The following is a 12,604-nucleotide window of genomic DNA, read 5'->3' as shown; positions in this document are numbered from 1 at the left end:
CGATCGGTTGCGTAAATTTGTGCAGTCGCTCCGTTCATATTTGAGCTGAATATTTTCAGTATCTTGACGGCAGATAAACGACTGGTCTGCTCAGTTAGTGCAGGTGTAAACGGCTGGATTCACTATCACTGATCTGAATACAACCAAGTATTCGGGTGACCTTACGAGTGATTACGCAATGAAAAGGCAAAATGATCAGAAGCGAGGAGTGCGGACGTTCTAATAGGGTGAATAACGTATTTTTGTTTATCAGCCAGATAATTAGGTGGGTGGGACAGGAAAAAGGCGACGGTCGCCGCCTTTTTGACTCAGAGGCGTAAAATGGAGCTTAAGCGTTAAAGATCTGCTTTAATTCGGTGGTAGACAAATGATATTGACGTGGGCAGTGACGCCAGGTGGTCAACATACGACGATATTTGTCGAACATCGGGGTTTGACTATTGAAATGGTGATCGCCTTTATCAAACTGAGGATAGAGGCCCTCTGACTCAACCAAAAAACGCACGTAGTGAACCAATTGGGATTCTGTTGCAATGTCAAAGCCAAGAAACTGCAATCGGCGCGCGTCGACGTCTTTTTGCTGTGTTGCATCGAGCATGTTAAATGACTCCTGCATCGCATGATACATTTCCATCATGTCGATGATTTCGCGACACTTTTCTTCCGGTAGGCAACCGAAATCTTTATTCAGCTCGCGCATTTGCAGTTCATACCCGCGTTCAACGATGGTTTGCATTCGTCGATACTTGGTCGCGTTGTCCGGATCCATCTGAGACATCAGATAATACTGGTTAGACAAAATCAGGCGTTGAGCGTTGGTCATTTCCATGGGGGCCCTCACTAAGAAACTATGATTATTTGCTGTAGCCAGATTACCAGCAAGTCTCTGCGCTGAAATATGATCTCAACACGGATTTAATATGAAAAGTGTAATAAATCGCCACCAAAACGCGATTTATTTATTACGATGATGGTGGTTATAAATGTAATCACGGTCGGAGAACGTGCGCAGCCACTCTGGTTTGAAAACGGACAGTATTGCCAGTGACATGCCGTTCAATAACCCTTCCGGAAAGGCAAGTAAGGGGACCAGAATAAGGTAGTTATCCCGCACCGTCTGCCAGTCGTAATTGCCCAGGATCATTTGATAGGCGGTGTTAATCGTCAGATGCAGGCTGCCGGTCAGTCCGCCGTTAAAAAATCCGGCAACAAAGATAAACACGAAGATGTTGCGCGGCAGGCAGCGATAGCTCAGAAGAAAGACGCCATAACTGATCAAAATAGGAATCAGGCTCGACAACATCAGGTATTCCGGAATATCGACCAGTGTCAGTTTTCCGGTTAACGCGAGCGCAAAAGCAACTGGAATGGTGAGCAAAAATGCAATACGCCAGCCGTACATCAAGCTCAGGGTTGTTAGGGCAACAAAGTGAATCGTAAGGCCTTCTTTAATGCCTGCCTGAGCAGACCAAAGTAGAAAAAGGGCAAAAATCACCGCGTATGTCAGGTGCTGAAAGCTTTTTTCGGTCGTGAACTTGGGCAGAAACGCTGCACGAAAATCACCGAGAGCGACGGCCACCGCCAGGCATACCACCACCAAAGCAAACAGTTCTTCGAGAAACAACCCTGACTCCTTTACAAAAATACCAGCGATGAGCTGGTATTTTTTACGAAACCGGGGACAGTTGGTATCAGTATTTTACGTTAGAGTGATATTGCTCAAGAATTGATACGACTTTATCCATGGTTTCTTTCGTCGGTGGCTGCACGCCTTCTAATGGATAATCTAGGCCTAACGCCTCCCATTTGTGTGCCCCAAGTTTGTGGTAAGGCAACAACTCGACTTTCTCAATATTGTCCATGTCTTTAATGAACTCACCCAGCATATGGGCAGCTTCATCATCATCGGTGTAACCCGGCACCACCACATAGCGAATCCAGGTTTTCTGTCCGATTTTATGTAGGTAGCGGGCAAAATCCAACGTACGCTTGTTCGAAACACCGATAAAATCATGATGAATTTCATCTTTCATATGCTTGATGTCTAGCATCACCAGATCGGTTGCGTCCAGCACGTCGTCAATCACCTGCGTATGTTTGCGAACGTAGCCGTTAGTGTCCAGACAAGTGTGGATACCTTCAGCCTGGGCTGCCTGAAACAGATCGCGGACGAATTCTGGTTGTAGCATGGCTTCGCCACCGGAACAGGTGATGCCTCCACCGGAGGCTTTCATAAAATGCCGGTACGAGCGAGCTTCCTGCATGATCTCGTCGACGCTCACTTCCTTGCCACCATGCGTGTCCCATGTATCCCGGTTATGGCAGTACATACAGCGCATCAGGCAACCCTGCATGAAAACAATAAACCGAATACCAGGTCCGTCGACTGTACCGCAAGATTCGAATGAGTGAATACGACCCGTTGTTGACATGTGCTCATCTCTCGTAAGGATTCAAGCTGTTATTTTATTACAAAAAGTAGGGATTAAATAGGGTTAGCGAGATCTCATTTCCGCCATTTTGTAAATAAAGAAAAATACGTTTCGTCCGATACAGTTTATGTTATAAAGTTGTTATAAAAAGAATAAATACTAATCAGTTGAGAATGTAGATATTTGGCTCCAATCAGTGGTTCATCATAAACGATGATAAGGATGTTGCATGGACGCGCTTGCACTATCGCAGAAACACAAAATTACGCTGCTTTTGATCATACTCTCTCTTGGCTTCATCAGTCTGGGAGTATTCACTTCAACCCGCCTGGGTTCTTTGGACGCTCAGTATCAGAGCAGTTCCGAGGTTAATCATGGGGTGGTTTCCATCTATCAAACCCAAACCGAGCTTATCTCACTGGCGTCACAAATGAGCCAGTTGACTGCGCAGCAGGTGCCGTCAACTCGTCAGGCGTTGACCACTTTGCTCGAAAAAGTGGAGGGGAACCTCGCGTTTCTCAACCAGATAGGATTGTCTGATAACGCTGAGCAGGTCAAACGAGCGGCCGGTAGCTTCGAGCAGGCATTGTTGCCATGGCTTAACCTGAAAACCGAGCTGGGGTTTAGTGTTGACGATGGCAAGCTTGGCACGCTGAAGACACTTGCAACTACAATCGAGAATAAGATAGCGGAAACCGGAATGGTGACGCTGAATTCTGATTTTCAGGCGATGATAAAAGCCCAGCAGAATTACCTGTTGCAGCCGAATGAAGACAACCTGAAACGTTTCAATCGAGCTGTGGCCGGGTTTGAAAACATGTCCAATACTTACGCCATGTTGGAGTTGTATGAACAAGAGATTGAGCAGTTCAAAGCGACATTCGTGCAAGTCAGTGAGTTATCCCAACAACTCGGCGATATTGAAACTCAACTGGTCCGCAGTGAGCAGGCGTTTGTGGGCGTGATTGAAACGGTCACCAGTCAGCTAAGTCGCATTAGTGACGATTATCAGACTCAGGCGCTGGCCAGCAGCAGCTCAACGAAATGGTCAGTGCTGATTGCGTGTGCAGTTCTGGCTTTACTTATCTTTGCGATGTTCCTCAGTATCAGCGTATCGATGACCCGTTCGCTTAGTCACATCACTCTGGCCATTAAAGCGATTGCTCGGGGGGATCTGTCGCAGCGTCTGACAGAAACCAATAATCGCAACGACGAATTTAACCAGTTGGCGATTGCCATCAATCAGAGCTGTCAGAATCTGGGCGAATTGGTTCAAGGGGTGCAACAAAGCAGTCAAGCCTTGTCCGGAGATGCGGCCAAACTGAACCTGGAACTGGACAATCTGGCCACCAGCCAGACAGAGGTGCTTGGTCAAACCCAGCAACTGGCTTCCGCGACAGAGGAAGTCAGTGTGACGACTCAGGAAGTGTCTAATTCGCTAGAGTTTGTGGCTGAAATCAGCCAGTCATCCACGCAAGCAGCGGAACAGGGAGCGACAGTGATTGGCGCTGCGATTAATTCGATAGAAGAGATCGGTGTCATTTTAAATTCCGCCGCTGGTCACATTCAGCAATTGGAAGAGGCTTCAACCAAAATTGATTCCGTAATGGACATCATCAACGACATCGCTGAGCAGACGAACTTGTTGGCACTGAATGCCGCCATCGAGGCGGCGCGCGCCGGTGAGCAGGGGCGTGGGTTTGCGGTTGTGGCGGATGAGGTACGCAGCCTGGCGGTCAGAACGGTCGATGCGGTATCGGAAATCAGTGAAACGATTGAAACTCTGAAGAAAGAGAGTGCGGAGGTCATTCATTATATCGGCCAGTCGGAGTCATCGATGAATCAGGGCCGGGAGCGTGGTAGCCAGGCGATGAGTGCGCTATCTCATATCACCACCAAGGCGGAAGAAACCGCGCATCAGACAGACGTGATTTTTGCCTCAATCAAAGAGCTGGCGACCACCAGTCAGTCGATGGCTGACAGCATGACGCAAATTTCGTCTGCTATGGAAGCTCTGGGGCGCAATAATGAACACTTGCGCGATACCAGTCAGGCGGTGGATCAACGCTCCTCCAGCCTGAATTCCGATTGCCAGCGTTTTACGGTGTGAGTCGGGCTGTCACGAGGTGTACCGGAACGGCTTCGTTATTCAGCATGAAAGTAACTGAGACTTGGTCTGAGGCGCAGAAATAAAAAAGGCTCGCCAATTGGCGAGCCTTGACAGCACTTTAGATCTTACAGAGATTCGGTGAAAGTACGGGCAATAACGTCTTGTTGCTGCTCAGCAGTCAGAGAGTTGAAACGTACAGCGTATCCAGATACACGGATAGTTAGCTGAGGGTATTTCTCTGGGTGTTTAACAGCATCCAGCAATGTATCGCGGTTAAGAACGTTTACGTTCAGGTGCTGCCCACCTTCTACACCGGCTTCATGGTGGAAGTAACCGTCCATCAGGCCAGCCAGGTTAGCACGTTGTGAGCCTTCGTCTTTACCCAGCGCATTCGGTACGATAGAGAAGGTGTATGAAATACCATCTTGTGCATCCGCAAACGGCAGTTTTGCCACGGAAGTCAGAGACGCTACCGCACCTTTCTCATCGCGACCGTGCATTGGGTTTGCACCTGGTGCAAATGGTGCACCCGCACGACGACCGTCAGGCGTGTTACCAGTTTTCTTACCGTAAACTACGTTTGAAGTGATAGTAAGAATTGACTGAGTAGGGATCGCATCACGGTAAGTCTTAAGCTTACGGATTTTACCCATGAACACAGAAACCAGTTCACATGCGATGTCATCGACGCGAGGATCGTTGTTACCGAATTTAGGGTAGTCGCCTTCAATTTCGAAGTCGATTGCCAGACCATCTTCGTCACGTACAGGTTTCACTTTCGCGTACTTGATGGCAGACAGAGAGTCAGCGGCAACAGACAGACCTGCGATACCACAAGCCATGGTACGTTTCACGTCACGGTCATGCAGCGCCATCAGAGAAGCTTCGTAGCTGTACTTGTCGTGCATGAAGTGGATGCTGTTTAGTGCAGTCACGTACTGCTTAGCTAGCCAATCCATGAAGTGGTCCATTTTTTCCCACAGCTCGTTGTAATCCAGGTATTCGCCTTCGATCTTGCCCATCTTAGGACCAACTTGGATTTTCAGCTTCTCATCGATACCGCCGTTGATGGTGTAAAGCATGGTTTTTGCCAGGTTAGCGCGCGCCCCGAAGAACTGCATTTGCTTACCAACAACCATTGGAGATACACAACACGCGATGGCGTAATCGTCAGAGTTCATGTCTGGACGCATGAGATCGTCGTTTTCGTACTGGATAGAAGAAGTATCGATAGACACTTTGGCACAGAACTTCTTGAAGCCTTCAGGCAGTTGTTCAGACCACAGAACCGTAATGTTTGGCTCTGGGCTTGGACCCATAGTGTACAGGCTGTTCAGGAAGCGGAAGTTGGTGCGTGTTACCAGAGTACGGCCGTCAAGACCCATACCACCCATAGATTCGGTTGCCCAGATTGGGTCACCCGAGAACAACTCATCGTATTCAGGCGTACGCAGGAAACGAACCATACGTAGTTTCATGACGAAGTGGTCGATCATTTCCTGAGCTTGTTCTTCAGTCAGTTTACCAGCTTCGATATCACGTTGAATGTACACATCCAGGAATGTAGAAGTACGACCCAAAGACATGGCTGCGCCATTTTGAGACTTAACAGCGGCCAGGTAGCCGAAGTACGTCCATTGGATAGCTTCTTGTGCTGTTTCTGCTGGTCGAGAAATATCGAAACCGTATTTCGCAGCCATAGATTTGATTTGACCTAGAGCGCGGTGTTGCTCAGCAATCTCTTCACGAAGTTGCATGGTCATTTGTAGGTCTTCGCCGCTCTCAAATTTCTCTTGAAGAGAAGTGAACTGAGCCAGTTTATCCTTCATTAGGAAGTCGATACCGTACAGCGCAACACGACGGTAGTCACCGATGATACGACCACGACCGTATGCGTCAGGAAGACCAGTTAGTACACCAGACTTACGACATGCAAGGATATCAGGAGTGTAGATATCGAAAACACCCGCGTTGTGAGTTTTGCGGTATTCGGTGAAGATTTTCTTAACTTGAGGGTCTAGTTCACGATTGTAGGCTTTGCATGAACCTTCAACCATGCGAATACCACCGTTAGGGATGATCGCACGTTTTAGAGGCACTTCAGTTTGTAGACCTACGATAGTTTCAAGATCTTTTTCGATGTAGCCTGCATCGTGAGCAGTGATGGTAGAGATAACAGAGGTATCAAAATCAACAGGAGCGTGAGTTGCGTTCTCTTGTTTGATGCCTTCCATTACTTTAGCCCAAAGCTTGTTTGTTGCTTCAGTACCTTCAGAAACCAGGAAAGATTCGTCGCCTTCGTACGGAGTGTAGTTCTTCTGAATGAAATCACGAACGTTTACTTCGTTTTGCCAGTCGCCTGCTGCAAAACCTTCCCAAGCTTTAGCAAATTGCTCTGCCATGACATACCTACCTTTTTAGTAGAAAAAAATACGTACCTTTTAACCGTTGAGCCAGTTAAAACCTGCGTTGCGGGCCGGTACACTCTTTATGAATAACAATATGTATAGTCGATAATCGCGGTCATAGGACCATAAATATTGTTACTACTCTTTAGGGCTAATTCTCTGTCCACAAGTACAAGTTAAACTAAAAAAAACCTGCAAACCTTAAACTAAATCAATAAATGCTAAAAAAAGTTGATAAAAAGTGGGTGGCGATAGACACCACCCACACATTTTTTTAATCACAGCCAAGCTTTGATGCCATATTGGCTCTCAAGCATACCAACTGCAAGCATAGCAACTAAACAGATAACAAGTACGCTTACCGGGATCACAATCTTGTCGACAAATGACAGACGAGCCGCGCGCTCTTTGTCACCAATTAAGCCGTTGTTATCTAATAGCATCGTGAGTGCCCAGGCGAGGACAGGGTTAACGACTGCAGAACCAAAGATACAGATGCCTGCTGCTTGTGAGTCTTTCGAGTCTTTCACCATCTGCATGCCTGCTTCCAGTAGTGGCAGAGATACGCCCACCAGCAAAGCAACGCGCATGACAGGTGGCCAGACTGCGATGTCCATAGGGAAACCAAGGATCGCAATGATCATCACCAGCAGACCAAGAAGAATGGCACCACCAGGGATAGGACGTTTTGCAATGGCGGCTGGGATCATGTAAGTCCCCCAAGAAGAGGTAATGTTACCCCCACCGACAGCGGTACCGACCATTTGGCGGACAGAACACATGGTCATGGTGTCATCCACGTCCATCAACACTTTTTCAGTCTTTTTAGGGTAGTTCAGCTCTTGGAAGATGCGGTGGCCAAGAAAGTCTGGTGACCACATTGCGACAGCAAGGATCGCAAACGGTAATGATGCAATGAAGTGTTCCATGTTAGGAAGACCCAGCATCCAACCTTCTTCAGTGCCGCCCCACCAGTAAACAGGGTTGAGGTTTGGCAAACCTGTCTCAGTCACAAATTTGATATCAAAACCGGCACCGAGTACCAGAGCAATAACAAGACCAGTGAAAGCACACACAGGAATTGCCAGCCAGCGCTTGTTCACTTTGGCAAGGAACGCATAGAGCGCGATAGTGACCGCAAGTACGATCAGGCCAACGTAACCCATGCTACCCGCTTCAACCGTCGATGATTGCAGGCCGACCGCCCAATCCTGGATAGAGGTAATCTGGCTCATGGTGCCTGTCAGACCAAGGAAGATAAGCAAGCCACCGGCAGTACCCTCAGAGGTGAGGTTCACCAGTTTGGAACCACCTTTAAGAAAGCTAAGCAGAAGACCGAATACGCCGATGAGGATTGCCAATGCAAGAGGGTGAGCACCAGCGAGAGCTATGGTACCGATAAGAGGGATCATTGGACCGTGGTTACCAGCCAGGTTGGCTTTAGGGTTAATAAAACCAGAGGCAAGCACACAGAAAAGAAGTGCAGGGATGAGCATTTCTACACGGGCAACTTCGATAGCGAAGTCTTTACCCAGATTGACATGATCCCATGCAGCGGTAAGGCCCTCAGCCCAAGACATCATCACCGCAGAGTACATTGCGATGATACCGATTGTACCTGCAAGCGCAGGGACCAGGTCTTCAAGTTCAAAACGGAAGTCGCGGCCTGGCAAGTTGAGACCAAAGCGACGTGGTTTCATGATTTGCAGTTCATGGTCCAGATAGTCTGAACGGCTGGCAAACTCGGATGCCGGACGGTGCAGCTCACGGTAGCTTTTGTCCTCAATGTCCGAATCAGAGTGCGGTTTCTTAACGGCGTCTGACATAGATTCCTCGTATCAAAAATAAAAAGTTCATTGGTTTTGTTGTTATTCGCATCCTGCGGCATGTCTGAACGGCGTATCAGGCACGAGGTTCGTCGTGCTTAATGGTAGTCAACCGTGGCGACAATGCTGGCCTCAGAGGGCTTTTATCTTGTTGGCGAGTGTAGCTTGCTTACCCTAAAGGGTGATTGATTTAGATCAGCTTATGAAAGAATGTGAAAGAAAACTACACAACCTATAATCAACATGAATGAACACAAATTGAACGGCGTAGTTTTTTTACAAAACGTGATGTTAATTAGACGCTTAGACAAGAGATTTTGTTGTCGCAGCCGGATATAACCTCAAAGGGTGAGGAGGGTCTTGTTTTTATCAATTTGTTAATAAGCATGATGGCGAGAAATGTTTTGTTGATGTGGGTTTTATGCGGGTTTATAAGTTTAAAATGCTAATTTATGAATTGTTAGTCATATAAAGTGGCATAGTATCCAGAAATGACAGGTTAATAATTTGTTGCGTAATTCTTTTTGGGGTGCTAGTTTGTAGCGAAATGCAGGTGGGAACTGCATAAAAACTGCATACAGGGAGTAATAGCGCAATGAATGATGTACCAGCGCTGAATATTAAGGATCTGCACAAAACCTTCGGTCAAAACGAAGTCCTGAAAGGCATCTCACTGGAAGCTCATAAAGGTGATGTCATTTCCATCATCGGCTCTTCCGGTTCAGGTAAAAGCACCTTCCTTCGTTGTATCAATCTACTCGAAACGCCTACCGCAGGTGAGATCTGGGTAAACGGTGAGTTGATTCAGATGAAAAACAACCGTTCCGGTGAATCTGTCCCTGCTAATGAAAAACAAGTTCAGCGCATCCGTTCGCGTCTGGCGATGGTTTTTCAGGGATTTAACCTCTGGTCGCACATGACCGTGTTGGAGAACGTCATTGAAGCTCCGGTTCACGTGTTAGGTGTGCCTAAAAAAGAAGCGATTGAAAAAGCGGAAGTGTTGTTGAAGAAAGTCGGTCTTTACGAGCGTAAAGACTACTATCCTGGACACTTGTCCGGCGGTCAGCAACAGCGTGCGGCGATTGCTCGCGCATTGGCGGTTGACCCAGAGGTGATGCTGTTTGACGAACCGACCTCGGCACTCGATCCTGAGTTGGTGGGTGAAGTATTGGGCGTGATGAGAGATTTGGCAGAAGAAGGGCGTACCATGCTGGTGGTTACACATGAGATGGCCTTTGCCCGTGATGTGTCTAACCACGTCATGTTCTTGCATCAAGGACTGGTGGAAGAGCAGGGCGATCCAGCGAGATTGTTCACAAATCCTGAATCTCAACGACTGCAACAGTTTATTTCGTCTATCTATTAAATAGACCTTTTCAGCTGCGCGTGTTCTCAAGGCGTGCCGCAAATACACAACATGAATAAACAAAAAATTACAATCACAGGAGTATGGAAATGAAAAAGTGGTTACTTGTTGCAGCACTCGCTGCTACTGCATCAACCGGTGTCGTTCAGGCGAAAGAATGGAAAACAGTTCGCTTCGGTATTGAAGGTGCTTACCCTCCATTTAGCTGGACTGAAGCGGATGGTTCGCTGAAAGGATTTGATGTCGACATGGCGAACGCGCTGTGTAAAGAGATGCAAGTGGAATGTAAGATCGTTCCCCAGGATTGGGACGGCATTATTCCTTCACTGCTGGCTCGTAAATACGATGCCATTATTGCCGCGATGTCGATCACCGAAGAGCGTAAGAAGAAAGTCGACTTTACTGGAAAGTATGCGCAGATTCCGAACAAGTTCATCGCGAAAAAAGGTGCTAATCTGAATTTCGATAACCTTGATGGCGTAAAAATTGGTGTTCAGCGTGCTACGACGCACGATAAATACCTGACAGATAACTATGGTGAAAAAGTTGAAATCGTACGTTACGGCTCATTCGATGAAGCGTATCTGGATCTGGCTAATGGCCGTATCGCAGCGGTTTTGGGTGATGCATCTGCACTGGAAGAAGGCGTGCTGAACAAAGCTGGCGGTGAAGGCTACGAGTTCGTTGGTCCTTCGTTGACGGATCCTAAGTGGTTTGGTGAAGGCATGGGTATCGCTGTTCGTAAACAGGATAAAGACCTGACTCAGAAACTGGATGCTGCCATTCTTTCCCTGCGTGAAAAAGGCATCTATCAGGATATCGCAGCGAAATACTTTAACTACGACGTATACGGCAAATAAGCCGTAACGTGATCCCGGCTGCTGGTTTCTGTTCCTAGAGGTATCCGGCAGCTGGTTTCAAGTTTTGAGTTTAGGGATCAGGAACTCACCTATGCTGAATTTACAGGGATATGAAGCCTCTATCCTCAAAGGGGCCGTTCTGACGATAGAAGTTGCTGTTCTGTCGCTACTGCTTGCTATGATACTCGGTATGCTCGGCGCGCTGGCGAAATTGGCGCCGTATCGCTGGGCACGAGCTATCGCCACTCTTTACACCACCATTATTCGCGGTATTCCCGATCTGGTTTTGATGATGCTTATCTTCTTCGGCGGCCAGATCATGTTAAACAACAGTTTGTACGCTGTGAATGAATGGCTCAACAACTGGTTTACAGCCAGTGACCCGAATCACGAGTGGGTCTCCTACCTGCCTGACTACATTGATGTCAGCCCGTTCATCGCGGGTATTCTGACCATCGGCTTTATTTTTGGGGCTTACATGGCGGAAACCTTCCGTGGCGCGATCATGGCTGTTGATAAGGGCGAGCTGGAGGCGGCAAAAGCCTATGGCATGAGCTCAGCACTTGCGTTTCGTCGCATTCTGTTGCCGCAAATGATTCGTCACGCGCTTCCGGGGTTCGGTAACAACTGGTTGGTGCTGCTCAAAACGACGGCGCTGGTATCGATTATCGGTCTGGAAGACATGGTTCGTATGAGTTCTTTGGCTGCGGGATCCACCAAAATGCCCTTTACTTTTTACATGGCGGTGGCGTTGATCTTCCTCTTCTTTACCAGTGTTTCAACCGGTTTGCTGAAATTGGTTGAGCGCAAGTTCAGTATTCACGCGAGGTAGATATGGATTTTTCTCTGATTGTCGATAGTTTTCCTATCTACCTGAGCGGTTTGTGGACCACAGTTTGGTTGGTTGCATTGGCCTTGGTCATCGGTTTATGCGTGGCGATTCCATTGGCCATCGCCCGAAACAGCCCCAACTATTTTTTTAACGGGCCGTCCTGGGCGTTCATTTACTTTTTCCGTGGTACACCGCTTTTGGTGCAGTTGTATCTGATTTACTACGGTATGGATCAATTTTTTCCGGTCAAAGACACCTTGTGGGAGAATGCCTGGTTCTGTGCTTTGGTTGCGTTTGTACTGAATACTTCTGCGTATACGGCGGAAATTATTCGGGGCGCGATCAATGGGTTGCCGAAAGGTGAAGTGGAAGCGGCAAAAGCCTATGGGATGAGTACATTTAAAACTTATCAGCGTGTGGTACTGCCAAGTGCGTTGCGTCGTGCGTTGCCAGCTTACAGTAATGAAGTGATCTTCATGCTGCATGGCAGCGCGGTAGCGGGCATCATTACCATCATGGATCTGACCGGGGCTGCTCGATTGGTGAATTCACGCTATTACGCGCCATTTGAATCCTTCCTCACGGCGGGTATGTTTTATATGTGTCTGACGTTTATTATTTTGTGGTGTTTCAAATACGCTGAAAAACGTTTCCTGGCCTATTTGAGGCCGAGAAGTTAAGCGCAAAAAAGCCGATACACCGTTGTGTATCGGCTTTTTTATTGGAAGCGGGGTGGCATTATTGAGTCAGAGTTTTCTGATAACTTGAGT

10 protein-coding genes are annotated in these 12,604 nt (G+C 47.7%); 5 read left to right on the top strand and 5 right to left on the bottom strand.

Annotated elements, in window-relative coordinates; genetic code table 11:
- Positions 1–328: 328 nt before the first annotated feature.
- The 3 genes from VPR01S_RS04555 to pflA all read right to left on the bottom strand — a co-directional run bounded on the left by VPR01S_RS04555 (position 329) and on the right by pflA (position 2,432).
- Positions 329–829, bottom strand: a complete 501-nt coding sequence (locus VPR01S_RS04555; RefSeq protein ID WP_021704134.1) for a YfbU family protein — start codon at positions 827–829, stop codon at positions 329–331.
- 126 nt (positions 830–955) lie between these two features.
- Entirely contained in the window at positions 956–1,609 is a 654-nt protein-coding gene (locus tag VPR01S_RS04550) for an energy-coupling factor ABC transporter permease (protein WP_425585298.1), read from the bottom strand.
- 82 nt (positions 1,610–1,691) lie between these two features.
- Entirely contained in the window at positions 1,692–2,432 is a 741-nt protein-coding gene (gene pflA, locus VPR01S_RS04545) for a pyruvate formate lyase 1-activating protein (RefSeq protein WP_021704132.1), read from the bottom strand.
- A 229-nt stretch (positions 2,433–2,661) separates the two neighbouring features.
- Between pflA and VPR01S_RS04540 the strand changes: the two genes are divergently transcribed.
- Positions 2,662–4,542: a methyl-accepting chemotaxis protein gene (locus VPR01S_RS04540; RefSeq protein ID WP_021704131.1), complete on the top strand. Its 1,881-nt coding sequence runs from the start codon at positions 2,662–2,664 to the stop codon at positions 4,540–4,542.
- A gap of 125 nt (positions 4,543–4,667) precedes the next feature.
- On the opposite strand, the gene pflB is transcribed toward VPR01S_RS04540, so the two are convergent.
- Together pflB and VPR01S_RS04530 are read right to left on the bottom strand one after the other, a co-directional pair.
- On the bottom strand, positions 4,668–6,944 hold the full coding sequence (gene pflB, locus VPR01S_RS04535; RefSeq protein ID WP_021704130.1) for a formate C-acetyltransferase: 2,277 nt from the start codon (positions 6,942–6,944) through the stop codon (positions 4,668–4,670).
- 284 nt (positions 6,945–7,228) lie between these two features.
- Entirely contained in the window at positions 7,229–8,776 is a 1,548-nt protein-coding gene (locus tag VPR01S_RS04530) for a DUF3360 family protein (protein ID WP_021704129.1), read from the bottom strand.
- Between the two features lie 595 nt (positions 8,777–9,371).
- Between VPR01S_RS04530 and VPR01S_RS04525 the strand changes: the two genes are divergently transcribed.
- The 4 genes from VPR01S_RS04525 (at position 9,372) to VPR01S_RS04510 (ending at position 12,514) form a co-directional block, all read left to right on the top strand.
- On the top strand, positions 9,372–10,142 hold the full coding sequence (locus tag VPR01S_RS04525; RefSeq protein WP_021704128.1) for an ABC transporter ATP-binding protein: 771 nt from the start codon (positions 9,372–9,374) through the stop codon (positions 10,140–10,142).
- Positions 10,143–10,231: 89 nt separating this feature from the next.
- The gene (locus tag VPR01S_RS04520) at positions 10,232–11,002 is read left to right on the top strand and encodes an ABC transporter substrate-binding protein (RefSeq protein WP_021704127.1); all 771 of its coding nucleotides are present in this window, start codon (positions 10,232–10,234) and stop codon (positions 11,000–11,002) included.
- A 91-nt stretch (positions 11,003–11,093) separates the two neighbouring features.
- Positions 11,094–11,834: an ABC transporter permease gene (locus tag VPR01S_RS04515; RefSeq protein WP_021704126.1), complete on the top strand. Its 741-nt coding sequence runs from the start codon at positions 11,094–11,096 to the stop codon at positions 11,832–11,834.
- Positions 11,835–11,836: 2 nt separating this feature from the next.
- Positions 11,837–12,514, top strand: a complete 678-nt coding sequence (locus VPR01S_RS04510; RefSeq protein WP_021704125.1) for an ABC transporter permease — start codon at positions 11,837–11,839, stop codon at positions 12,512–12,514.
- Positions 12,515–12,604 lie beyond the last annotated feature (90 nt).

It is taken from the genome of Vibrio proteolyticus NBRC 13287 (assembly GCF_000467125.1).
GTDB lineage: Bacteria > Pseudomonadota > Gammaproteobacteria > Enterobacterales > Vibrionaceae > Vibrio > Vibrio proteolyticus.
Note: the sequence above shows the minus strand (reverse complement) of the source record. Positions and strands in the feature narration are given on the sequence as shown.

What these genes read in the sequence shown, in the direction of transcription:
- VPR01S_RS04515 (WP_021704126.1), top strand. Translation starts at nt 11,094, where the DNA reads ATGCTGAATTTACAGGGATATGAAGCCTCTATCCTCAAAGGGGCCGTT.
- VPR01S_RS04555 (WP_021704134.1), bottom strand. Translation starts at nt 829, where the DNA reads ATGGAAATGACCAACGCTCAACGCCTGATTTTGTCTAACCAGTATTAT.
- VPR01S_RS04525 (WP_021704128.1), top strand. Translation starts at nt 9,372, where the DNA reads ATGAATGATGTACCAGCGCTGAATATTAAGGATCTGCACAAAACCTTC.
- VPR01S_RS04540 (WP_021704131.1), top strand. Translation starts at nt 2,662, where the DNA reads ATGGACGCGCTTGCACTATCGCAGAAACACAAAATTACGCTGCTTTTG.
- VPR01S_RS04530 (WP_021704129.1), bottom strand. Translation starts at nt 8,776, where the DNA reads ATGTCAGACGCCGTTAAGAAACCGCACTCTGATTCGGACATTGAGGAC.
- pflB (WP_021704130.1), bottom strand. Translation starts at nt 6,944, where the DNA reads ATGGCAGAGCAATTTGCTAAAGCTTGGGAAGGTTTTGCAGCAGGCGAC.
- VPR01S_RS04510 (WP_021704125.1), top strand. Translation starts at nt 11,837, where the DNA reads ATGGATTTTTCTCTGATTGTCGATAGTTTTCCTATCTACCTGAGCGGT.
- pflA (WP_021704132.1), bottom strand. Translation starts at nt 2,432, where the DNA reads ATGTCAACAACGGGTCGTATTCACTCATTCGAATCTTGCGGTACAGTC.
- VPR01S_RS04520 (WP_021704127.1), top strand. Translation starts at nt 10,232, where the DNA reads ATGAAAAAGTGGTTACTTGTTGCAGCACTCGCTGCTACTGCATCAACC.